The organism is Promicromonospora alba (assembly GCF_042654905.1).
Classification (GTDB): Bacteria; Actinomycetota; Actinomycetes; order Actinomycetales; family Cellulomonadaceae; genus Promicromonospora; species Promicromonospora alba.
The window spans coordinates 102439-124044 of record NZ_JBHSFI010000001.1 but is presented as its reverse complement, the minus strand read 5'-3'; the positions used below and the strand labels follow the sequence as shown (position 1 = coordinate 124044).

General features: G+C 73.3%; 22 protein-coding genes. 16 read left to right on the top strand and 6 right to left on the bottom strand.

The features are described from left to right. Nucleotides 1-9: 9 nt before the first annotated feature. From ACFO6V_RS00595 to ACFO6V_RS00560, 8 genes are all read left to right on the top strand, one after another. Complete coding sequence (locus ACFO6V_RS00595; RefSeq protein ID WP_377131087.1) at nt 10-1218, top strand: DUF3866 family protein; 1209 nt, start codon at nt 10-12, stop codon at nt 1216-1218. Further along, nucleotides 1215-1967 (top strand): DUF4129 domain-containing protein, encoded by a 753-nt coding sequence (locus ACFO6V_RS00590; protein ID WP_377131085.1) that lies wholly within the window; start codon nt 1215-1217, stop codon nt 1965-1967. The genes ACFO6V_RS00595 and ACFO6V_RS00590 overlap by 4 nt, the downstream gene beginning before the upstream one ends. Next, nucleotides 1964-2461 carry a hypothetical protein gene (locus tag ACFO6V_RS00585; RefSeq protein WP_377131083.1) on the top strand — a complete coding sequence of 166 codons (498 nt, stop codon included), beginning with the start codon at nt 1964-1966 and terminating at the stop codon, nt 2459-2461. Before ACFO6V_RS00590 ends, ACFO6V_RS00585 begins: the two co-directional genes overlap by 4 nt. Continuing rightward, nucleotides 2454-3464: an AAA family ATPase gene (locus ACFO6V_RS00580; protein ID WP_377131081.1), complete on the top strand. Its 1011-nt coding sequence runs from the start codon at nt 2454-2456 to the stop codon at nt 3462-3464. The genes ACFO6V_RS00585 and ACFO6V_RS00580 overlap by 8 nt, the downstream gene beginning before the upstream one ends. Next, nucleotides 3461-4852, top strand: coding sequence for a DUF58 domain-containing protein (locus ACFO6V_RS00575; RefSeq protein WP_377131079.1), 1392 nt, complete (start codon nt 3461-3463; stop codon nt 4850-4852). Before ACFO6V_RS00580 ends, ACFO6V_RS00575 begins: the two co-directional genes overlap by 4 nt. Then, the gene (locus ACFO6V_RS00570) at nt 4849-5457 is read left to right on the top strand and encodes a hypothetical protein (protein WP_377131077.1); all 609 of its coding nucleotides are present in this window, start codon (nt 4849-4851) and stop codon (nt 5455-5457) included. The genes ACFO6V_RS00575 and ACFO6V_RS00570 overlap by 4 nt, the downstream gene beginning before the upstream one ends. 72 nt (nt 5458-5529) lie before the next feature. Beyond that, entirely contained in the window at nt 5530-6042 is a 513-nt protein-coding gene (locus ACFO6V_RS00565; RefSeq protein ID WP_377131075.1) for a Dps family protein, read from the top strand. A 48-nt stretch (nt 6043-6090) separates the two neighbouring features. Beyond that, the gene (locus ACFO6V_RS00560) at nt 6091-6723 is read left to right on the top strand and encodes a GNAT family N-acetyltransferase (protein ID WP_377131072.1); all 633 of its coding nucleotides are present in this window, start codon (nt 6091-6093) and stop codon (nt 6721-6723) included. A gap of 72 nt (nt 6724-6795) precedes the next feature. Here the strand turns inward: ACFO6V_RS00560 and ACFO6V_RS00555 are convergent, their stop codons facing one another. After that, entirely contained in the window at nt 6796-7401 is a 606-nt protein-coding gene (locus tag ACFO6V_RS00555) for a tyrosine-type recombinase/integrase (RefSeq protein ID WP_377131070.1), read from the bottom strand. 91 nt (nt 7402-7492) lie between these two features. Here ACFO6V_RS00555 and ACFO6V_RS00550 point away from each other — a divergent pair, with 91 nt between their 5' ends. The 6 genes from ACFO6V_RS00550 (at nt 7493) to ACFO6V_RS00525 (ending at nt 15246) form a co-directional block, all read left to right on the top strand. After that, entirely contained in the window at nt 7493-8167 is a 675-nt protein-coding gene (locus ACFO6V_RS00550; RefSeq protein ID WP_377131068.1) for an IMPACT family protein, read from the top strand. Nucleotides 8168-8231: 64 nt separating this feature from the next. Then, nucleotides 8232-9629 carry an ABC transporter substrate-binding protein gene (locus tag ACFO6V_RS00545; protein ID WP_377131066.1) on the top strand — a complete coding sequence of 466 codons (1398 nt, stop codon included), beginning with the start codon at nt 8232-8234 and terminating at the stop codon, nt 9627-9629. After that, nucleotides 9626-10558, top strand: coding sequence for a carbohydrate ABC transporter permease (locus ACFO6V_RS00540; protein ID WP_377131064.1), 933 nt, complete (start codon nt 9626-9628; stop codon nt 10556-10558). Before ACFO6V_RS00545 ends, ACFO6V_RS00540 begins: the two co-directional genes overlap by 4 nt. 22 nt (nt 10559-10580) lie before the next feature. Next, nucleotides 10581-11429, top strand: a complete 849-nt coding sequence (locus ACFO6V_RS00535) for a carbohydrate ABC transporter permease (protein WP_377131062.1) — start codon at nt 10581-10583, stop codon at nt 11427-11429. Beyond that, nucleotides 11426-12877 (top strand): Gfo/Idh/MocA family protein, encoded by a 1452-nt coding sequence (locus ACFO6V_RS00530; protein ID WP_377131060.1) that lies wholly within the window; start codon nt 11426-11428, stop codon nt 12875-12877. The genes ACFO6V_RS00535 and ACFO6V_RS00530 overlap by 4 nt, the downstream gene beginning before the upstream one ends. After that, nucleotides 12874-15246, top strand: coding sequence for an alpha-N-acetylglucosaminidase (locus ACFO6V_RS00525; protein ID WP_377131058.1), 2373 nt, complete (start codon nt 12874-12876; stop codon nt 15244-15246). The genes ACFO6V_RS00530 and ACFO6V_RS00525 overlap by 4 nt, the downstream gene beginning before the upstream one ends. A 95-nt stretch (nt 15247-15341) precedes the next feature. Here the strand turns inward: ACFO6V_RS00525 and ACFO6V_RS00520 are convergent, their stop codons facing one another. The 3 genes from ACFO6V_RS00520 to ACFO6V_RS00510 form a co-directional block, all read right to left on the bottom strand. Next, nucleotides 15342-16769, bottom strand: a complete 1428-nt coding sequence (locus ACFO6V_RS00520; RefSeq protein WP_377131055.1) for a UTP--glucose-1-phosphate uridylyltransferase — start codon at nt 16767-16769, stop codon at nt 15342-15344. A gap of 70 nt (nt 16770-16839) precedes the next feature. Next, a complete protein-coding gene (locus ACFO6V_RS00515) occupies nt 16840-17460 on the bottom strand; it encodes an L-threonylcarbamoyladenylate synthase (RefSeq protein WP_377131052.1) in 621 nt (206 codons plus the stop codon). Between the two features lie 79 nt (nt 17461-17539). Continuing rightward, a complete protein-coding gene (locus ACFO6V_RS00510; protein WP_377131050.1) occupies nt 17540-18535 on the bottom strand; it encodes a threonine ammonia-lyase in 996 nt (331 codons plus the stop codon). A 95-nt stretch (nt 18536-18630) separates the two neighbouring features. On the opposite strand from ACFO6V_RS00510, the gene ACFO6V_RS00505 reads away from it, so the two are divergent. Together ACFO6V_RS00505 and ACFO6V_RS00500 are read left to right on the top strand one after the other, a co-directional pair. Further along, complete coding sequence (locus tag ACFO6V_RS00505) at nt 18631-19551, top strand: LysR family transcriptional regulator (protein WP_377131048.1); 921 nt, start codon at nt 18631-18633, stop codon at nt 19549-19551. A gap of 60 nt (nt 19552-19611) precedes the next feature. Beyond that, nucleotides 19612-20070: a VTT domain-containing protein gene (locus tag ACFO6V_RS00500; protein ID WP_377131046.1), complete on the top strand. Its 459-nt coding sequence runs from the start codon at nt 19612-19614 to the stop codon at nt 20068-20070. Between the two features lie 34 nt (nt 20071-20104). On the opposite strand, the gene ACFO6V_RS00495 is transcribed toward ACFO6V_RS00500, so the two are convergent. After that, nucleotides 20105-20677 (bottom strand): DinB family protein, encoded by a 573-nt coding sequence (locus ACFO6V_RS00495; protein ID WP_377131044.1) that lies wholly within the window; start codon nt 20675-20677, stop codon nt 20105-20107. Continuing rightward, nucleotides 20674-21558: a class I SAM-dependent methyltransferase gene (locus tag ACFO6V_RS00490; RefSeq protein ID WP_377131042.1), complete on the bottom strand. Its 885-nt coding sequence runs from the start codon at nt 21556-21558 to the stop codon at nt 20674-20676. The genes ACFO6V_RS00495 and ACFO6V_RS00490 overlap by 4 nt, the downstream gene beginning before the upstream one ends. Nucleotides 21559-21606: the final 48 nt, after the last annotated feature.

Sequence of the window (21606 nt, the reverse complement as noted above, 5' to 3'; positions counted from 1 at the left end):
CTCCACCCTGTGATGACGTGGCGGATCGGGACCGTGATTTCCACAGGCAGGTCGTGGCGGGGCGCACGCGAGCTCGAGGTGACGCTCGACCGCCCCCTGCCGGGGCGCGACGCCGCCGGGCAGGTGACAGAGGCGGAGACAGAGCCGGCGACCGTGCGCGCGCTGGCGTACACCGACCTCGTCGGCGACCCCGGACCGGGCGACGCCCTGCTCCTGAACGTCTCCGCGCTCGCCCGCGGGCTCGGCACCGGCGGGTACGCACTGGTAGTGGGCCCGGCCTCGGCCGGTACCCCCCTGCCACCCGACCCGGAACCGGGCCCAGGACACCTCGTCAAGGCCCGGTACACGCCCCTGCAGACCATGGTGCTCGGCGTCGACGAACAGGAGTCGCCCCACCACGCGACCCTGGCCGACGCCGACAGCCTCGACGGCATGCCCGTCATCGTCGCGGACCTGCACTCCGCGCTCCCCGCCGTCGTCGCCGGGCTCCGGCACGCCCACGCGACCACCAGCCGATCCACCGACGAGCTGCGGATCGCCTACATCATGACCGACGGCGGTGCACTGCCCGCCGCGTTCTCCCGCACGGTAGCCGCCCTGCGCGACGCCGACTGGCTCACCACCTGCGTCACCGTCGGCCAGGCCTTCGGCGGCGACCTCGAAGCAGTGACCGTACACACCGGCCTGCTCGCGGCCCGGCACGTCGCCGGGTGCGACATCGCCGTCGTCGCCCAGGGACCGGGCAACCTCGGGACCGGAACCCGCTGGGGCTACTCCGGCGTCGCCGCCGGCGAAGCGGTCAACGCCGCCGCCACCCTCCGCGGACGCCCCGTCGCCTCCCTGCGCGTGTCCGGCGCAGACCCCCGCGACCGCCACCTCGGCATCTCCCACCACTCCCTGACCGCGTACACCAGGGTCGCCCTCGCCCCCGCCGACGTCCCCGTCCCCGCACCCGACACCGGCCTCGAGGACCGGCCCGCCTGGGGCGCACCGCTGACCCACCGCATCCGCGAACAGGCACAAGCCCTCGCCGAGACCCGCCACACCCTCGTCGACGTCCCCACCGACACCACCCTCCTCGACACCCTGCGCACCGCACCAGGCGGACTACGCACCATGGGCCGCGACCTCGACGCCGACCCCGCATCCTTCGTCGCAGCAGCCGCAGCCGGCATCCACGCCCACCGGCTCACCACCAGCACGACCGGCACGGCATGAAGCCCATCACCCGCCTGACCATCACCTTCCTCCTGGTCACCATCGTGGTCCTCGGCGCAGCCACCGCCACCCCCTGGCGCTTCAGCCCGCCCCACCTGCCCACCCCGGAGCTCTCCATGCCCCAACAGCAGCCCCCACCGAGCCTCGACGTCAGCGCCAGCCCACGGCCCCAGCCCCTCGACGAACCCACCCGCGACAACCGCTGGGTCGTCCTGGTCACCGCAATCCTCCTCGGCCTCCTCTTCGCAGCCCTGCTGGGCTTCGCCGCCCGCAAGCTCCTCGCCATCCTCCGCGGACAGATCGACACCACACCCGACAACCTCACCGGCGGCACCGGCACCGCAACCCCCGACGACGCCGTCGACCTGCCCGAGCTCCAGGACGCCGTCACCCGCGCCCTCGCCCACCTCGACGGACACGCCCGCCCCCGCGACGCCGTCGTCGCCGCCTGGGTAGCCCTCGAAGAAGCCGCAGCCCGCGCAGGCGCCCACCGCGACCCCGCCCAGACCCCCACCGAGTTCACCGGCACCGTCCTCGCCAACACCCCCGCACCACCCGCCGCCGTCGCCCGCCTGCGCACCCTCTACCAACGCGCCCGCTTCACCGACCGCCCCATCGACCGAACCGCCGTCACCCAGGCCCGAACGGCGCTCGCGGACATCGCACGCAGCCTCGACGTCGACCAGCCCGCCGACGAACCCGCCGACCAGCCCGGCACCGGCACCCGCGACGAACAAGGCCGAGCGTGAGGAACTGGAACTGGCGGCGCATCACCACCGTCACCGTCATCGCAGGCCTGGCTGCCACTGGACTCGTCTACTGGAGCGTCGTCGACCCCTGGCACGCCATCGCCGCGGCAGCCGTAGCCACCGCGATCGGCATCCTGTGGTCCGCCACCGACGCCACCGTCCCCGACCCCGAATGGCCCCACCTCCCCATCGAGGCCCGCGCCGGCGGCCGGCACGACGTGTCCGACCTCGGCTGGTCCGTGTTCGGCCGCGACGGCCACGTCACCGACCGGGTCGTCCGACGCATCCGGGCCCTCGCCGCCGACCGCCTCCGCGCACACGGCATCGACCCGTCCGACCCCGCAGCCGAACCCGACGCCGAACGCCTGCTCGGCGCTCGCGTCCTGCGCCAGCTCAAGTCCCGACAGCCCCCGACGGCGCGCACCGTACAGACCTGGCTCGACGCGATAGACCGCCTCGGCGCCGCACCCACCACCGAGGAGAACCATGCTTGACCGCACCGGCCCTGAAACTGGCCCGGCGACCAGCCCCGCACCGCTGCCCGTCGCCGACGTCGCAGCACTGGGCGAACAGGTCCTCACCGAGGTGGGCACCGCCATCGTCGGCATGCGCGACGCCCTCCAGGTGGCCCTTGCCACGATCCTCGCCGGCGGACACGTCCTCTTCGAGGACGTACCGGGCCTCGGCAAGACCCTCGCCGCCCGGTCGCTGGCCGCCGCCCTCGGCCTCGACTTCGCGCGCCTCCAGTGCACCCCCGACCTGCTGCCCGCGGACATCACCGGCTCCTCGGTCTTCGACCCGGCGACCCGTACCTTCGAGTTCCGCCCCGGGCCCGTCTTCACCGGCCTCTTCCTCGCCGACGAGATCAACCGCACCGCGCCCAAGACCCAGTCCGCGCTGCTCGAGGCGATGGCCGAACGGCAGGTCTCGATAGAGGGCACCAGCCGCCCCCTGCCCAACCCCTTCCACGTGCTGGCCACCTCCAACCCCGTCGAGTACGAGGGCACGTACCCCCTCCCGGAGGCTCAGCTCGACCGCTTCATGGTCCGCCTCGGCGTCGGCTACCCCGACCGCGCCCAGGAGGCCGAGGTCGTCACCCGCCGCCTCGCCCGCCGGCAGGAGGCCACCTCCGTCCGGCGCGTCGTCGACCCCACCACAGTGCGCGCCATGCAGGCCGGGACCGAGCAGGTCCCCGTCGACCCCGACGTCGTCCGCTACTGCGTCGACCTCACCGCCGCCACCCGCGGTCACCAGGCCCTGGAGGTCGGTGCCTCCCCCCGCGGCTCGCAGAACCTCGTGCTCCTCGCCCGCGCCGTCGCCGTCCTCGACGGACGCGACTACGTGCTGCCCGAGGACGTCAAGCGCGTGGCCATACCCGTCCTCGCCCACCGCATCACCCTCACGCCCACCGCGTGGGCGTCGGCCACCCGGCCCGAGACCGTCGTCGCGGACCTCCTGCACACCGTCCCCACGCCTGCCACGGTCCCCACCCGATGACCGTCGGCGGCATCATCGTCGCCGGCGGACGGACCTCGTACAGCAGACCCGTCGACGGCCCCCACGGCTGGCGCCCCACCTCGGTGTACACCGCCGCCGTCACCGTCGGCATCCTCCTGCTCGCCACGAGCGTCCTCGCCGGCCGCGCCGACATCGCACTCATCGGCATACCCGGCCTCCTCGCGGCCACGTGGGCCCACGCCGGCCGTCCCACCACGCCCCTGCGCGCGGACCTCCGCGAACCGTCGGGCCCCACGACCCCGGGCGAGCTCTCCGCGAACCTCCAGCTCGCCGCCGGCACCGGAGAAGGAGCCGACGTCGTCCACCTCCGCATCACCGCGCCCGGGCACCGCACCACCCACCTGACGCTGGCGGCCCGGCCACAGGAACGGGCCCAGAACCAGGCCCACGCCCGCGAGGTACCGCTCGGCCTCTCGTCCGTCCGCACCGGCCCCCAGCAGACCTTCACCGTCGACCTGCGCGGGTCCCGGCACGGCACCTGGGAGGAGGAGCCGACCCAGGTCCGCGCCGCGACCCGCCTCGTCCTGCCCGGCGCCGCCCCGCTCGGCCGCCTGCCCCTGCCGCGACGGCTGCGCGGCCTCACCGGACCGCACTCGGCACGCCGCCTCGGCGACGGCACCGAGCTGCGCGACATCCACCCCTTCACCCCGGGCGACCGGCTGCGCCGGATCGACTGGCGCACCACCGCCCGCCGCTCCCCCGAGCTCGACACCCTCTACGTCCGCCGCACCTACTCCACCGCCGAGGCGACGGCAGTGCTCGTCGTCGACTCCCGCGACGAGGTAGGACCCGACGTCCGCACCTGGCGTGGCTACGGCATCATCCGGGTCGACGAGCCGACGTCGCTCGACCTCGCCCGCCACGCCGCGGCCTCCGTCGCCACCGCCCTGGTCGAAGCGGGCGACCGCGTGGGCCTCGAGGACCTCGCCCGCCGACGCCGCCCGCTCCCGCCGTCGGCCGGACGACGCCACCTCCGCCGCCTCGTGCACGGACTGGCCCTCGCCCACCCGAAGGATCCGGCGTCGGCACACCGCGTCCGCCCGCCGCAGCTCCCGGCCGACGCCATCGTCTACCTCTTCACCACGCTCCTCGACGACGACCCCCTGCACCTCGTCCGCACCTGGCGCACCGCGGGCCACCCCGTCGTCGTGATCGACACCCTCCCCGACGTCCACCCCGTCATCGAGAGCCACCTCGCGATCGCCTGGCAGATCGGCCGCCTCGAACGTGAGGACCGGATCGCCGCCCTCGACGTCGAGGGCATCCCCGTCGTCCGCTGGGCCGGATCCCAGCGAGACCAGGCCGCCGTCCGCTTCGAAGCCCTCGCCCACGCAGCCCGACGCCACGTACCCGGACGCACCCCATGATCCCCAGCTCCCTCACCGAACGGCTACGGCACCTCAGGCTCCGCCTCGACGACCCCGGACGACGCCCCCTGCCGGCCGTCACCGTCGAGACCGGACCCACCGTCCGCGGCTGGGTCTTCCGCCTCGCGCTCCTCGTCCTCACCCCGCTCCTGCTGTTCACCGCCGCCGGCCGCACCCCCGACGTCCCCCTCGGAGTGACCGGAACCATCGCCCTCCTCGCCACCGGCCTGCTCGTCGTCCGCCCCACCCCCGCCACGGCCGGCGGCGTCATCGTCGTCGCGGCAGTGCTCTTCTGGGGCTTCACCACCGAGCCCTTCGACCCCTGGGCGCTCGTCGTCGCGCTGCTCGCCCACCTCCTCGCCCGCACCACCTGGTGGGCCGCCCACGTCCCGCCCGACGGACACACCGAGCTCGCGGCCCTCCGCACCGGCTGGCGACGCGACGCCACGGTCCTCGGCGCCACCGGCCTCCTCGGCGCCCTCGCCCTGCTCGCCTCCGGGACGACGACGACCACCGCCGTCCTGCTCGCGGCGCTCGGCCTGGTCGGGATCGCGCTCCTCGCGCTGGCGACCGGCCGCCCCTCGCGTGACGATGGACCGAGCTGACCAGCGGTCCCCCTCAGCGGGTCTCGCCAGCGGTCGGCACTGCCTGAAGCATCGCCGGAAGAAAGGATCGACATGTCCCCGAAGCTGCCCCGCTACACCGTCCCGTCCCTCACCCCTGAGCAGGGGGCCGAGGTCGCGGTAATCCTCCAGCAGCGGCTGCACGCGCTGAACGACCTGCACCTCACGCTTAAGCACGTGCACTGGAACGTCGTGGGACCGCACTTCATCGGCGTCCACGAGATGCTCGACCCGCAGGTCGACGCCGTGCGCGCGATGGTCGACCAGATCGCCGAGCGTATCGCCACCCTGGGCAGCGTCCCGGTCGGGACGCCGGGCGCGCTCGTCGCGGCCCGGAACTGGGAGGACTACCCGCTCGGCCGCGCGACGACCACCAAGCACCTGGCCGCGCTCGACGAGGTCTACGAGTCCGTGATCACGGACCACCGCAAGGCCGCCGACGACACCGCCAAGCTGGACGACGTGACGAACGACCTGCTCATCGGCCACCTGCACGAGCTCGAGCAGTTCCACTGGTTCGTGCGCGCGCACCTCGAGTCGGCGTCCGGGGCGATCCCGGAGTCGTAACCGGGAACGGCCCCGCACCACGCGGGGACCGCACGTTAGGGTGCCGGGGTGACCGAGCCATTCATCCGCCCGTACAGCGCCGCCGACCGTGCCGACGTCGCCGACATCTGCGTCCGCACCGCCGCTGCCGGCGGCGACGCGCGCGGCGTCTACTCGTCCGACCTGCTCATGCCCGACGTCTACGCGCTCCCGTACGTGGAGCACTCCCCCGACCTCGCGTGGGTCGTCGAGCACGAGGGCCGTGCGGCCGGATACATCATCGGTGTCGCCGACACCCAGGCCTTCGTGGACTGGTGGGCCCGTGAGTGGACGCCGGGCTTCGTCGCCCGGCACCCCGCACCCGGCCCGGCCACCGGCCGGAACCCCTCCTACACCGAGGCCCAGCTGCTGCACGACGGCGCGGACCCGGAGCGCATGGTCCGGGGCCTGCGCCACGGCGAGCTGACGACGCATCCCGCCCACCTGCACATCGACCTGCTGCCGGTGCTCCAGCGCCGCGGCCTGGGCTCCCGCCTCATCGACACGCTCCGTGGCGCCCTCGCCGAGCGCGGCGTGCCGGGCGTGCACCTGGGCTACGCGGCGGAGAACACCGCTGCCCGCCTGTTCTACGACCGCTACGGCTTCACGGCGCTCCCCTCATCGACCCCGCAGGCCCCGCTGGTAGGCATCCCCACCACCTGACCGTTGAGTGCGGGGTATTTGCGCCGTCAGGAGCCGTCAACGCACAAATACCCCGCACTCAACGGGACCGGGTCAGGACTCTCGCGATGCCTCTATCCACGCTCGGCGGATCTGCTCGAAGCGGGTGGGCAGCGGCGGGCGCAGGGCGCCGTAGCGCGCGTTGGTCCGGTGCACGAACCGCCGCCACGACAGCACCAGCCCCTGCCTGCTGATCGGCAGGCCCGACGCGACGGTCGTCCCGTTGTCGTGCGTGTGGTGGACCGTGAGCAGCAGCGCCCTCGGCACGGAACCCTCGAGCTCCGCCGCGAGCTCCTCGCGCACGACCATCCAGTGCTTCAGCAGCACCACCAGATCGGCCGGCAGCAGGTGCCGCCGCGGCGTGCGGTGCTTGCCGTGCCGCACCAGCACGCTGCCGTCCGAGGTCTTCGCCCGAGCCGGCCCCAGGTCGATGTCCTCGACCCGCACGCGCAGCAGGTCCCCGTACCGGGCACCCGTCGCGCGCACCAGGCCGGTGATCACCGCGAGCCGCACCGCCTCGGGCTTCGCGCCCGTGCGCATCGCCTCGGTGGAGAGCTCCCGCCAGACCCACTCGGCCTCCTCGAGGCTTACCGGCGGCCGCGGATAGCGGGCGAGCTCCCCGCTCCCTGTCTGTGGTGACGTGGCATCGGCACTGGTCATGGGTTGGAATATACGCTTGGCACACTATTAATCAATGGAGAAGACGTGGTGTGTCGGCGCTCCGTGAAGGAAGTCCCCGTACCCTCGTGCGGTGGACCTCCCCAGCACCATCGCCCGGCCGATCGACCATGAGGTGGTCATCAAGAAGTCCCGGTTCCTGGCCCACCTCGCACCCGCCGCGACCGTCGCGGAGGCCGACGCCGTCATCGCGCGCCGCCGCAAGGAGCTGTGGGACGCGGGCCACCACTGCGTCGCGATGGTCCTCGGTACCGGCGCCGACGGCGCGAGCCAGACGGCCCGCTCCTCCGACGACGGCGAGCCCGGCGGCACCGCGGGCGTCCCCATGCTGGAGGTGCTGCGTCATCGCGACATGACGGATCTGGTCGCCGTGGTCACCCGCTACTTCGGCGGCGTCAAGCTGGGTGCGGGCGGTCTGGTCCGGGCGTACTCGGGCGCGGTAGCCGGCGCCCTCGACGTCGCCGCCGCCTCCGGGGCGCTGCTCCGGCGGGAGCTCCTGTACGAGGTCGAGGTGCCCGTCCCCCACGGCGACGCCGGCCGGATCGACAACGTGCTGCGCGACTGGGCGTCGTCGCACGGTTCGGTGATGGAGCCGCCCGCCTACGACGCCGTCGCGCACCTGCGGCTGCTGGTGCCGAGGGAGCAGCTGGACACCCTGGCCGCCGACGTCGCATCCGCTTCCGCCGGTGCCCTCTCCCCTACCGTCGGCGAGGCACGGGTGGTGGACGTACCCGCGCGTCGGCCTTGACTGACCTCCTCCGCGGGTGAAGTCTCTGGGGCACCCGCACCGGCACAAACACCGAGGAGGGACCATGCATCGTCGCATCCGCTCGTCCGCCGTCGTCGTCGCACTGACCGCCGCCGCAGCCCTGCTCGCCGCTTGCGGCCCGAGCGCCGAGCAGGAGGGGCCGGCCGACGCCATCACCTTCTGGACGCCGCAGTCGACGCCGGAGCGGGTCGCCGCCCAGGAGGCCGTGGCGGCCAGGTTCACCGAGGAGACCGGTATCGAGGTCGAGGTCGTGCCGCTCGCGGCCGCCGACCAGGACCAGGCGCTGGTCACCGGTGCCGCCTCCGGCGAGGTGCCGGACGTGATCCTCGCCGGCGCCTCGCAGATCACGTCCTGGCAGGCCCAGGGGCTGCTCGACACGGACGTCGTGCAGGAGGCCATGGACACGCTGGACCCGGCGACCTTCAACGAGAACGCTCTGGGCGCTGTCACGGTGCAGAACGAAGCAGGGCAGGACGGCGCCAGCACGGTCGCCGCCGTCCCGAGCGACGGCTGGGTGCACCTCATCGCCTACCGCACCGACCTGCTCGAGGAGGCGGGGGTCGAGGTGCCGACCAGCGTGGCCGAGCTCGCCGAGTCCGCGACCACCGTCAAGGACGAGCTCGGTATCACCGGCATCGCGCTCGGCACCCAATCCGGCACCGCCTCGGGCACGGAAGGCATCGAGTCGATCTTCCAGTCGGCGGGCTGCGAGCTCGTGTCCGACGGCGAGGTCGCCATCGACTCGCCGGAGTGCGCCGAGGCCGCCGGGTACTTCAAGGAGCTGCGCGACTCGTCGGTCGCCGGCGACTACGACGTCGAGTCCGCTCGCGCCGCCTACATGGCGGGAGACGCCGCGATGCTGCTCTTCTCCACGCACATCCTCGACGAGCTGGCGAACCTCGACGAGGCGGTGCCGCCGTCGTGCGAGCAGTGCGCCGACGACCCCGCGTTCCTCGCGGACCAGTCCGGCTTCATCACGGTGCTGGACGAGAACCATCCGGCCCAGTTCGGCGCCACGCTCGCCTACGCGGTCCCGGCCCGGGCGAACGCCGACGAGGCGCGCCAGTACATCGAGTACGTGCTGGGCGAGGGTTACGCCGACACGCTCGCCGTCGCCACCGAGGGCCGCCTCCCGCTGCGTACCGGCACGCCCGAGAACCCCACGGAGTTCCTCGACGCGTGGGGCGGCCTGGGGTTCGGGCCCAAGGTCGAGTCCTCGGTCGCCGAGGTGTACGGCGACGACCTGGTCACCGCGATGGGCGAGGGCATGGCCGCCGTCTCCCGCTGGGGCCAGGGCACTCCCGACGCCACGCTCGCCGGGCTGGTCGCCACCCAGGGCACGCTCGCGCAGCAGCTCGACCCGCTGTACCGGGGCACCGATCCGGCAGAGGTGACTGGGCAGATGGCCGCCGAGGTGACGGCCCTGCAGCAGGACCAGTGACGGCGCGCCAGTCCACCGCTGCCCAGCGCGCGAACCGCTCCGGGTGGCTGCTCGTCTCGCCGTCGCTCGCGGTCGTCGCCCTGGTGGTGCTGCTGCCGTTCGCGCTGGTGGTGGTGTTCGGGTTCTCCGAGATCCGCCTCGTCGACATCCCGTACCTCGGGACGGAGCCGGTCGAGTGGACGCTGGACAACTTCCGGCAGGCCGCTAGGTCGCAGGCGTTCTGGGGCGCCCTGTGGACCACCGTCCTGTACGCGGGTCTGACGGCGGTGGGGTCGCTCGCCGTGGGCCTCGCGCTCGCGCTGGCGCTGCGGCGGCCGTTCGCCGGGCGCGGCCTGGTACGCGCCCTGCTGCTCGTGCCGTACGTGCTCCCGGTGGTCGCCGCGGCCACCATCTGGAAGACGGCGCTCAACCCCCAGTACGGCGTGGTCAACGCGTTCGGCCGCGCGTACCTCGGGTGGGACACACCGGTGGGCTTCCTCAGCACCACCTCCGCGGAGGTCTGGGGCATCCCGGTGCCGGTGGCGCTGCTCGTGGTCGTGCTGTTCGACGTCTGGAAGTCCGCACCGCTCGCATTCCTGTTCCTCACGGCCCGGCTCCAGTCGGTGCCCGGCGAGATCGAGGAGGCCGCCGCGCTCGACGGCGCGAACCGCCGGCAGGCCCTGCGGTTCATCCTGCTCCCGCAGCTGCGAGCGGTGGCTCTGTTGCTCCTGCTGCTGCGGTTCATCTGGTCGTTCCAGACCTTCGACGACGTCTACCTGCTCACCGAGGGCGCCGGGAGCACGCAGGTCATGGCCATCCAGGTGTACACGGAGCTGGTCACCAAGGCCGACATCGGCAGCGCCGCCGCGTTCGGCCTGCTCATGAGCCTCATCCTCTGCGTGCTGCTCGCGGGCTACGTGCTGCTCTCCCGACGGACCGACGAATCATGAGGCCAACCATGAGAGGACAGTCATGAGCGGCATACGGCCCACCCGTGCCGCCCGGGTCGGGCGTGCCGTCGTGGTCGTCGTCGCGCTCCTGTGGTCGCTGGGGCCCGTGCTGTACGGCGTGCTGCTCTCGGTGCGGCCGTACGGCGAGGTGGTCCGCGACCCGCTCGGACTGCCGTCCGGGCTCGAACTGTCCGCCTTCACGACGGCGATGCGCGACGAGGCCGACGGCGGATTCGGGCTGGGCCGGTTCGTGCTCAACTCGCTCGGCGTCGCCGTGGGGACCGTCGCGCTGAGCATCCTGGTCTGCGTGCTCGGCGCCTACGCCGCCGCCCGCCTCCGGTACCGCGGCCGGGCGCTGACGAACGGCATCATCCTGGCGGTCTACCTGTTCCCGGGGATCGTGCTGGCGGTGCCGAAGTTCGTCATCCTGTCCCGCCTCGGCCTGACCAGCACCCTGGTGGGGCTGCTCGTCGTCTACGTGGCGGCCACGGTGCCCGTCGCGCTTTACATGATGCGGAACTTCTTCCTCGCGCTGCCGCAGAGCGTCGAGGAGGCGGCGATCATGGACGGCTGCACGCTGCCCCAGCTGCTCGTCCGGGTGGTGCTGCCGATCGCGATCCCCGGCGTCGTCGCCACCGCGATCTACGTGTTCATGATCGCCTGGAACGAGTACTTCTACGCCCTGCTGTTCCTGGTGCAGCACCGCGACCTCTGGACGGCGCCGCTCGGTATCGCGCAGCTCGGCGACTTCCAGGTGCCGGTCACCGTGCTCCTGGCCGGGTCCATCGCGGTGACGGTGCCCGTGGTGATCGTCTTCTTCCTCGCGCAGCGGTACATCGTGTCGGGCCTGGTCCAAGGGGCGGAGAGATGACGGCGACTCCGGCCGGCGCTCCCGCCCGGCCCCCGGTCCGGCTGGCCGTCCTCGGAGCCGGCGGCCGCGGCGCCGACGCCTACGGCCGCTGGGCCCGCGCGCACCCCGACCGCGCCCGGATCGTGGCGGTGGCCGACCCGGACGCTGCCCGACTGGAGGCCCTGGCCGGCACCACCGCCGCCCGCTACGCCGACTGGACCGGCCTGGTCGCGGACCTCGGCCGCCTGCGGCCCGACGCCGTGATCGTCGCGCTGCCGGACGCCCTCCACGTCGCCGCGGCCACCGCGGTCGCCGACGCCGGGCTGCCGATGCTGCTGGAGAAGCCCGCCGCGCCGACGCTCGCCGCCCTGACCGACCTGGCGGGCGTGGTGCGCCGGACGGGCGCCCGGATCGCCGTCGGGCACGTGCTGCGGTTCGCGCCGTTCTGGCGGGCGGTGCGGGCCGTCGTCGCGGCGGGCACGCTCGGCGACCTCGCGACCATCGAGGTGCGCGAGAACATCGGGTTCTGGCACTTCGCGCACTCGTTCGTCCGGGGCAACTGGCGCAACGCCGCCGAGTCCAGCCCGATGGTGCTCGCCAAGACCTGCCACGACCTCGACCTGATCCGCTGGCTCGCCGGGTCGGCGCCCCGGACCGTGGCGAGCGAGGGTTCGCTGCTGCACTTCCGCCCGGAGAACGCGCCGGAGGGCGCCCCCGCCCGCTGCACCGACGGCTGTCCCGCCGCTGCCGACTGCCCGTTCTACGCGCCCCGCTACTACCTGGACGCGCTGCGCGACGTCACCGGTCACCCGGTCACGATGCTCGGCGACGACCTGTCCCCCGCCGGCCGCCTCGCCGCCCTGCGGCGCGGGCCGTACGGGCGCTGCGTCTACCACTGCGACAACGACGTCGCCGACCACCAGCAGACCCTCCTGCGGTTCCCCTCCGGCCTCACCGTCACGCTCACGGCCAGCGCGTTCACCGCCGAGAACACGCGGCACCTGGCGATCACCGGCACACGCGGGCAGCTGCACGGGCACATGGAGTCGGGCGAGATCCGGGTGGACCTGTTCTCGCCGTCGGGCAGGCTGCCGGACGCCGTCCTCGGCGCCCTGCCCGGCGTCGAGCTCGTCGAGTCCGGCACGGACGGGCCGCTCGGCCACGCCACCCACACGCTTCTTGCCCACCCGGCCCCGGAGTCTGGCTTGAGTGGCGGTCATGCCGGCGGCGACGACGGCCTCATGGACGCGTTCTGCCGGGCGGTGGTCGACGGCACCGTCGGCTCGGGCGAGCTGTCGTTCGCCACAGCGCTGGACAGCCACCTCATGGCGTTCGCCGCGGAGTGGTCGCGTTCGGGTGCCGGCGTGGTGGACTTCGGGCGGTGGTCCGGGGCCGCGCTGGGTTCTGCGGGCATGAGCCCCGGCCAGGACAGCACACCTCAGGACGGCACCGTCCGGAGGGTGCGGTGAGCACGGCGAGCCCGTGGGCGGACGCCGTCCGCGGCGTCGCCGAGCGGGCCGGCCTCGACCCGCGGCGGGTCACCGTCGAGCCCACCGGGTTCGACGCCGACCGACCCGACGCTGCCCGGCACGACACCGCCGAGTACCGGGCCGAGGCCGGCCACCTGATGATCCGGGCGACCGACGCGGTGGCAGCGTCCGTCGCGCTGGCACGGTACGTCCGCGACCACCTGGGCACGCGGCTGACCTGGCAGCAGCCGCGTATCACGAGCACGACCAGTCCGAGCACGACCAGTCCGAGCCCGCTGCCGGACGCGCCGCGCACCATCGTCTCGTCGCCGCACGAGGTGCGGTACTACCTGAACGTCGTGACCTTCGGGTACTCGACGCCGTTCTGGGGCTGGGCCCGGTGGGAGCGCGAGATCGACTGGATGGCGCTGCACGGCATCACGCACCCGCTCATGCTCGTGGCGCACGAGGCGGTGCTGGCCGAGACGTTCCGCCGGGCCGGTCTGCCCGACACCGAGGCCGCGCGTTGGCTGGGCGGCGCCGCGCACTTCCCGTGGACGTTCATGGGCGGCATGCACTCGTTCGGCGGTCCGCTGCCCGCGCGCTGGGCCGAGCGCCGGGTCGACCTGGCCCGGCGCGTCCTGGTCCGGATGCGCGAGCTCGGCATGACGCCCGTGCTCCCCGCGTTCGGTGGGCACGTCCCGCCGGCCCTCGCGGGCCCTGCTCCCGACGGTGACGCCCCGGACGGCGACCACACAGCCGGCGACCACCCAGCCGGCGAGATCGAGTGGCAAGGCTGGCACATCCCGCTCCTCCATCCGGAGTCGCGTCGCTTCCAGGAGCTGTTCGCGACCTTCGCGCAGGTCCAGCGCGAGCTGCTCGGCCCGGGATCCGGGCACTACGCCGTCGACCCGTACATCGAGTCGGTCCCGCCGTCGGGCGACGTCGAGTACCTGCGCGCCGCAGGCCGCGGCACCTACCGGGCCCTAGCCGCCGCGGACCCGGAGGCCGTCTGGGTGCTCCAGGGCTGGCCCTTCCACTACAAGGGCGCGTTCTGGACGCCCGACCGCGTGGCCGCCTACCTGCGCGACGTCCCCGTCGACCGCACGCTCGTCCTGGACCTCTGGGGCGAGCACGTGCCGCTGCACCAGGCCCTCCTCGCCGACGGCGCCCCGCTCGCCGGGCGCCCGTGGGTCTGGTGCGCGCTGCACAACTTCGGTGGCCGGCCGGCGCTGTTCGGCGACCTGCGCGGCCTCGTCCGGGACGTCCAGGCCCTGCCCGACGGCGTACCCCACCTGCGCGGCATCGGCCTCGCCCCCGAGGCCATCGAGAACAACGAGGTCTTCTACGAGCTCGCGACCGACCTCGCCTGGGACGACGCCCCCCGCTCCCCCGCGGAGCTCGACCGCTGGCTGGAGCGGTTCGTGCTGGACCGGTACGGGCTGTCGGAGCCGCATCCGGTCAGGGAGTCGGGCACAGGATCGGGCACAGAATCGAATATCGAATCGGGTACTGAATCGGGTAGAGGACCGGTCCCGTCCGGGCTGAGCGGTGAGGTACGTGCGGACCTGGCACAAGTGGTGCTACGTGCTTGGCACACTATTTATTCAACTCTCTACGGCGAGGGCCGTACCCGTTCCGTCCCGACGCCCGTCATCGCTCGCCCCTGGGCCGCAGGGCTGCCGTTCCCCGCCCAGCGCAGCGCGGGCGAGGCGATCGGCAACGCGCCGCCGACACCGTCGTCCAACATCGACGCCGAGAACGACCCCGCCGTCGCAACCGCGCTCCCCCGCCTCGACCAGGCCGTCCGGGAGCTGACAGTGGTCCGCGACAGGCTCCCGGAGACCCTCCCGGCCTCTCTGCCGAACCCGGCGCGCGACCTCCTCAGCGCCGACATCGCCGAGCTGGCGGGCCACGTCCTCGCACAGGGCACCCGGGCGCACGTGCGCGGCATCCTGACGGCGGCACGCGCGGGCGACCCGGACGGCGTCCGCGCCCACATGCGCCGCCTGCGCGCCGACCTGCTGCGGCTCGACGACCTGGCCGGAGCCCGCCCCGAGACCCGGGTCTCCACGTGGGTCGACGGCGCGCGCGCCTGGGGCGACACCGACGCCGAACGGGACGCCATGGAACGCGAGGCGCGGAGCCTGGTCAGCGTCTGGGGCGGGCAGCACAACGGCCTGCACGACTACTCGGGCAGGCACTGGCAGGGCCTGGTCCGGGAGCTCTACCTGCCGCGCTGGCAGGCCTGGGCAGACTGGCTGGCCGACGCCGCCGCGCACGGCCCGGTCCCGCCGGACACCGACCCAACCCCGCTGCGGAAACGCATAGTGGAGATCGAGGAGACCTGGCGCGCAACCACGCGATAGTCGGTAGAACGTCTGGCGGTCGGTAGAACGTCAGGTGGTCGGCATTCCGAGGTGCCGACCACCTGACGTTCTACCGACCGCGCCGAGCCGTACGCTCAGAACCCTTCCGGGCCCACCGTCGCGCCGTCGGGCACCGTGCCGCCGTCGCCCGTGAGCTGCGCCTTGCCCTCCACGCGCACGCCGGACCCGAAGGTCCAGTCGCCGCGGACCGTCAGCGAGTCGGCGTCGCGCAGCGACGGCGCACCCGCGGCGAACCGCTGCGTGAAGTCGTCGATGAGCTTGTAGTGGTCCTTGTCGAGGTCCACGAGCGGCGCGAGGGCCTGCGCCTCGAGCCGGTAGTCGGGCGTCAGGTCGTAGACGTCCGACCGCAGCACGAGCAGGTCGTTGGTCGTCTTGACCGGCAGGAACCGCGAGCGCTCCACCTCGATCGCCGTCGCACCCTCGAAGACGGCGACAGCCGCGCCCATCGCGGACTCGATCTGCACGACCTTGGGCGACGACGGGTCCGACGGGTCGACGGTCTTGTCGTTGCGGATCAGCGGGAGCTCCAGCACGCCCGACGTCCGCTCGAGCTCGGCGGCCAGCGCCTCGAGGTTGAACCAGAGGTTGTTGGTGTGGAAGAACGGGTGGCGCGTGGCGTCCAGGGACGCAGCGACGTCGTCGGGGTGGGTCTGCGCGGTCTCGCGCTGGACCATCTGGCCGTCGGCCTTGCGGATGACGAGCTGGCCGCCCTTGACGTCGGCGGGCGTCTTGCGGCACAGCTCGGCGGCGTACGGGGCACCCGATGCGGCGAACCAGCCGGCGATCGTGGCGTCCGGCGTGGCGCCGAGGTTGTCCGAGTTGGAGACGCACATGTACCGGAAGCCGGCCTCCAGCAGTGCGACGACGACGCCGGACGCGTGCAGCGCCGGGTACAGGTCGCCGTGGCCGGGCGGGCACCACTCGAGGTCGGGGTCCTTCTCCCAGGTGACCGGCGTGAGGTCCTCGGCGAGCAGCTTGGGCTCGCGGTTCTGCAGGAAGTCGACGGGCAGCCCGTCCACCGCGAGGTCGGGATAGCGTTCCAGCGCCGCGAGCGAGTCGTCGCGGGTGCGGAACGAGTTCATGAACAGCAGCGGGAGGCGGGCGCCGGTGGCCTCCCGGGCCGCGCGCACCTGGCCGACGATGATGTCGAGGAACGTGAGCATCTCGGGCTCGCCGGCCGGACCGTCGTCGGACGAGGCCGGCGCGACCCGCACCGGCAGCAGCGACTTCGCCTTGTCCATGCCCATGGACGTGCCGAGCCCGCCGTTGAGCTTGAGCATCGCTGTCTTCGCGAGGGCCGCGGCCGCTTCGTCGTCACCGATGCTCAGCTCGGCGCGGTTCGGGATGTCGACCAGCGGGTCGATGTCGTCCTCGCGGATCATGCCGCTCGCACCCGACTGCAGCAGGTGGTAGAACCGCGTGAACGTCTCGATGGCGGCGGGCGCCACGCCTGCCTCGGTCATCTTGGTACGGGCCTGCTCGAGCCCGGTGAGGTCCGTCATGGGGCACAGGTTATGCGACGCCGGTGACACTCAGCGCGAGCAGCCCGGAGCGCGGGCTCACTCGGAGCGGTCACTCAAAACGAGTGGGGTCCCCGGCTCCTATGCGCACGACGTCGGGGAACCCGTCGGACCAGTCGACGACGGTCGTGGGCTCGGTCCCGGCGTCCCCGCCGTCGACCACGGCGTCCAGCAGGTGGTCGAGCTCTTCCTTGATGGTCCAGCCGTCCGTCATCGGCTCGGCCTGGTCCGGGAGGATCAGCGTGGACGAGAGCAAGGGCTCCCCCAGCTCGCGCAGCAGCGCCTGCGTGACGGCGGAGTCGGGGATGCGCACGCCCACCGTCTTCTTCTTGGGGTGGGCGAGCCGGCGCGGCACCTCGGCGGTGGCCGGGAGGATGAACGTGTACGGCCCCGGCGTGGCGGACTTGATCGCGCGGAACGCCGAGTTGTCGAGCTTCACGAGCTGCCCCAGCTGCGCGAAGTCCGAGCACACCAGCGTGAAGTGGTGCTTGTCGTCGAGCCTGCGGATGCTGCGGATGCGGTCCGCGCCGTCGTGGTAGTCCATGCGGCAGCCCAGCGCGTACGAGGAGTCGGTCGGGTAGGCGACCAGGGCGTCGTCGCGCAGCATGGCGACGACCTGCGCGATGCTGCGCGGCTGGGGGTCGACGGGGTGGACGTCGAAGTAGCGGGCCATGCCGCCGAGCCTAGTCGGGCCCAGGTCCGTACGCAGCGCTCAGGCGACCGCTCCTACAAGGCGGACTCACAAGACAGTCTCACAAGACAGACAGGGCCCGCCGCAGCTCGTCCCCGCTGGCGTTCCCGCCGGTGCACACGACCCCGACGTTCCGGCCCGCGAAGCGCTCCGGGTCCGCGAGGACCGCTGCGAGCGCCGCGGCGCCCGCGCCCTCGGCGACGGTGTGCGCGCCGGTGAGGTACAGGTGCTGAGCGGCGGTGATCTGGTCGTCGGTGACGAGCACGAAGTCGGTGAGGTGCCGGCGCATCAGGGCCTGGGTGACCTCGAACCCGCAGCCGACGGCGAGGCCTTCGGCGCGGGTGGTGTTGGCGCGCTCGACGAGTGCTCCGGCGTGCCAGGAGTCGTGGGCCGCGGGGGATGCGGCGGACTGGACGCCGATCACCGCGGTGCCCGGGGCGACGGCGGCGGCGACCAGGCTCGCGGCGGCGGCGCCGGACCCGCCTCCGACGGGTACGACGAGGACGTCGAGGCCGGGTGCCTGCTGGAAGAGCTCGAGGTAGAGGGTGCCGACGCCGGCGATGATGCCGGGTTCGTTGGCCGCGCCGACGAGGCGGGCGCCAGAGCTCTCGGCGAGCGCGGTGGCCTGGGCGCGGGCGTCGTCGAAGTTGGCGCCGTGCAGCAGCACGTCGGCGCCGAGGTCGAGGACTGCCCGGAGCTTGACCGGGTTGGGGTCGTCGGGCATGACGATGGTGCAGGCGGTGCCGGTGAGGCGGGCGGCGTAGGCGACGCCCTGGGCGTGGTTGCCGGTGGAGTAGGCGACGACGCCGCGGGCGCGTTCGGCGTCGGACATGGAGAGCATGAGGTTGCTGGCGCCGCGGGCCTTGAAGGCTCCGGTGCGTTGCTGGTTCTCGTGCTTGACGACTACGGCGGCGTCGGTGGCCCGGTCGAGCTCGGCGTACTGCCCCACGGGGGTGCGGACGACGACGCCCTCCAGGCGGGCCTGCGCGGCGAGGACGTCGGCGATGGTCGGCGGGGCCGGTGCCGAGAGCCGGGGCGGGAGGGTCGCGAGCGTCATGGTTCCAGCGTGACCCCAGCATGACCCATAGGTCCAATACCTGTTACGAAGACTTTCGATCGATAACACCTATCTTTCTGGGTTAGCCTGGGGTCATGACCGCAGAGCTCGACCTGACCCGGCTGCGTGTCCTCGCGGCGGTGGCCCGTACGGGGTCCGTCACGGCGGCAGCGAAGGAGCTGCACTACGCGCAGCCGTCGGTGAGTCACCACCTGTCCCGCCTGGAGGCCGACGCGGGGATCCCGCTGCTCCAGCGCCACGGCCGCGGCGTCCGCCTCACCGAGGCCGGCCGCCTGCTGGCTACGCGCGCCGAGGAGATCCTGGGCCGCGTCGAGGGCGCGCGCCGCGAGCTCGACGCGCTCGCCGGCCTGCGTGCGGGCCGCGCCCGCCTCGCCGCCTTCCCCTCCGCGCTGGCCACCGTGGTGCCCGACGCCGTCGCCCGGCTCCAGCAGGAGCATCCGGGGCTCTCCGTGGGCCTGGTGGAGCACGAGCCGCCGGACGCCGTCGCCGCCCTGCAGTCGGGCGCCGTCGACGTCGCGCTGGTGTTCGAGCACACGGACGTGCGCCACGCGCGGTCCATGGACGACCTGTCGCGCTACGAGTCGACGACGATCCTCGACGACCCCGTCCACCTCGTGACGGCCGTCGACCTCGACGCGGCCCCCGTGCCGGGGTTCGTGCCGGACCTGAAGCTGCTCGACGACGCGGAGTGGATCGCCGGCTGCGAACGATGTCGCGCCGACATGGTGGCCCGCTGTGCCGCCGTGGGGTTCGCCCCGCGCATCGCGTTCGAGACCGACGACTACGTGGCGGTACAGGCCCTCGTGGCCGCAGGAGCGGGCGTGAGCCTGCTGCCCGGGCTCACGCTCCGCGCCCACCGGAACCCCGGGATCGCGAACGCTCCCCTGCCGGGCGCCGTGCGCCGGGTCATGGCCCTCACGGTCGGCCCGCCCGCGCCACCCGCCGCGGCCCTGATTCGGCAGCTCGTCGCGGCAGGCGCTAACGTCCCTCTGTGACATCGACTGTGACCGCCGTCACCGCCCCGCACCCCGTCAGCTGAGGACAGACAAGGCCCGATGCTCCTGCTGTCCACCTTCTTCTACTCCGCGGGCTCCGCCGTGGCGGCGTTCATGGCGCTCGAGGCGTACCTGGCGGTGGCCGCGACCAACGACACCTATCCGAGCGTGCTGCTGGCGGCCGTGGCCGCGACCGGGCAGATCGCCGGCAAGCTGCTCTGGTACTGGGCCGGCGCCGGGACCACCCGCCTGCCGTGGCTGCGCCGCAAGCTGGAGTCCCCGAAGGCCGCCGCCGCGATGGCCCGCTGGCGCGACCGCACCGACGGGCGCCCCGTCTACATGGGCCTGGTGCTGCTCGCCTCCGCGTTCGCGGGCCTCCCGCCGTTCATGGTGATGTCGGTCGTCGCGGGCGTGCTGCGCGTGCGGCTGTGGCTGTTCATCAGCACCGGCCTGGTCGGCCGGTTCTTCAGGTTCTGGATAGTGCTCGAGGCCGCCGACTACGCGTGGCTCCTGCTCTGAGTCGTTCCGCTCTGAGTCGTTCCGCGCTGCGCGGTCAGAGGTCCGTCGCGCCGTCCAGGGCCTCGCGGAGCAGGTCGGCGTGGCCCGCGTGCCGGGAGTACTCCTCCACCATGTGCACGAGGATCCAGCGCAGGGAGATGTGCCCGTTGCGCCCGGGCCGCGCGGTCGTCCGGTCGAGGACGCCCGCGCCGGGCGGCGGCGTCTCGGCCAGCACCTCGTCGAGGATCCGCTCGGAGGCCGCGACGGCGTCGTCGAACAGCGCGGTGAGCTGCTCGGGGGTGTCCTCGAGGGCGCTGTGCCAGTCCCAGTCGGAGTCGGCCGCCCAGTCCACCGTGTCCCAGGGCGGGGCCGGCTCGTTGCCGGCCAGCCGCACGTTGAACCAGACGTCCTCGACGTATGCCAGGTGCTTGAGCATCCCCGCGAGCGTCATGGTCGACGGCGGGTGCGGCGTACGCAGCTGCTCGACCGTCAGGCCCTCGCACTGGCGGCGGATCGTCGCGCGGTAGAAGTCGATGAACGACCGCACGATCGTCAGCTCGTCGCCGACGATCGGCGGGTCGGTCCTCGGGACGGCGCTGGCCTCGGCGTCCGGCTGGGAGATGCTCATGGCGCGACAGTACCGATCGCCAGGACGTGCTGGCTCATGTCGGTGACCCCGGGCGTCGTCGACAGCGCGCGGGCGAGCGTGAGCGCGGCGTCGATCAGCTCAGGAGCCTCGGGGGCGTCGAGCCGCACCCGTTCCAGCGCCCCGCCGGCAGGTCCCTCGATGCCGTGCACGACGACGTCGGACAGCCCCGCCTCGGCGGCCTCCGCGGCGAGCTCCGCGGCGTCGTGGAAGTGGGCAGCGGGGAACCCGATGTCGTCGGGGGCGTGGCCGTGCTCCAGGATCGCCTGCCAGGTCGATGGCGGGAAGAGCTCGTAGCCCCCGCCGACCAGCGCCGCGAGCCGCGTGATCGCTGCCGCGACCACGGTGCCGCCGGGCCGGGTCACGCGCACGGCCTCGCGCAGGGCGAGCAGCCGGTCCTCTCGGCTCGCGAGGTGGTAGAGCGGACCGAGGAGAAGCACGGCGTCGAACTCGCCGTCCGCGAGGTCCAGGCCCGGTCCGCCCAGGTTCCTGGCGTCGCCGACGCGCGCCTCGAACGTGCCGTGCTGCCCGGCGCGGGCGACCTGGGCGGCGACCGGGTCGACCAGCAGGACGTCGTAGCCGTCCTGCGCCAGCGGTGCGGCATGCACCCCGGTGGCGCCGCCGACGTCGAGCACCCGCGCACCGGGCGCGAGGCGCTGCCGGATCAGCTCCTGGGTCCTCGTGTGCTCCACCCGCCCCTGCGCCGAGCCGACCGTCAGCCGGGCGTGCTCGTCCCACCCCGTGCGCCCGGAGTAGTACTCCTGGACCCGGGTGTCGACAGCGCCCTGGTCGGTCGCATACCGACCGGTCCGGCCGCCGTGCTGCCCGCTGTCCCGTCCGTTGCCGTTCGTCTCGCTCGCCATGGCGAGACCGTAGCGGCGCCCCGTGACCGCCCGCCACGTGTTTCCGGC

Bases quoted from the DNA above. Each gene is read 5' to 3' on its own strand.
- ACFO6V_RS00590 (WP_377131085.1), top strand. From the start codon at position 1,215: ATGAAGCCCATCACCCGCCTGACCATCACCTTCCTCCTGGTCACCATC.
- ACFO6V_RS00580 (WP_377131081.1), top strand. From the start codon at position 2,454: ATGCTTGACCGCACCGGCCCTGAAACTGGCCCGGCGACCAGCCCCGCA.
- ACFO6V_RS00575 (WP_377131079.1), top strand. From the start codon at position 3,461: ATGACCGTCGGCGGCATCATCGTCGCCGGCGGACGGACCTCGTACAGC.
- ACFO6V_RS00570 (WP_377131077.1), top strand. From the start codon at position 4,849: ATGATCCCCAGCTCCCTCACCGAACGGCTACGGCACCTCAGGCTCCGC.
- ACFO6V_RS00565 (WP_377131075.1), top strand. From the start codon at position 5,530: ATGTCCCCGAAGCTGCCCCGCTACACCGTCCCGTCCCTCACCCCTGAG.
- ACFO6V_RS00555 (WP_377131070.1), bottom strand. From the start codon at position 7,401: ATGACCAGTGCCGATGCCACGTCACCACAGACAGGGAGCGGGGAGCTC.
- ACFO6V_RS00545 (WP_377131066.1), top strand. From the start codon at position 8,232: ATGCATCGTCGCATCCGCTCGTCCGCCGTCGTCGTCGCACTGACCGCC.
- ACFO6V_RS00535 (WP_377131062.1), top strand. From the start codon at position 10,581: ATGAGCGGCATACGGCCCACCCGTGCCGCCCGGGTCGGGCGTGCCGTC.
- ACFO6V_RS00530 (WP_377131060.1), top strand. From the start codon at position 11,426: ATGACGGCGACTCCGGCCGGCGCTCCCGCCCGGCCCCCGGTCCGGCTG.
- ACFO6V_RS00520 (WP_377131055.1), bottom strand. From the start codon at position 16,769: ATGACGGACCTCACCGGGCTCGAGCAGGCCCGTACCAAGATGACCGAG.
- ACFO6V_RS00515 (WP_377131052.1), bottom strand. From the start codon at position 17,460: ATGGCCCGCTACTTCGACGTCCACCCCGTCGACCCCCAGCCGCGCAGC.
- ACFO6V_RS00510 (WP_377131050.1), bottom strand. From the start codon at position 18,535: ATGACGCTCGCGACCCTCCCGCCCCGGCTCTCGGCACCGGCCCCGCCG.
- ACFO6V_RS00505 (WP_377131048.1), top strand. From the start codon at position 18,631: ATGACCGCAGAGCTCGACCTGACCCGGCTGCGTGTCCTCGCGGCGGTG.
- ACFO6V_RS00500 (WP_377131046.1), top strand. From the start codon at position 19,612: ATGCTCCTGCTGTCCACCTTCTTCTACTCCGCGGGCTCCGCCGTGGCG.
- ACFO6V_RS00495 (WP_377131044.1), bottom strand. From the start codon at position 20,677: ATGAGCATCTCCCAGCCGGACGCCGAGGCCAGCGCCGTCCCGAGGACC.
- ACFO6V_RS00490 (WP_377131042.1), bottom strand. From the start codon at position 21,558: ATGGCGAGCGAGACGAACGGCAACGGACGGGACAGCGGGCAGCACGGC.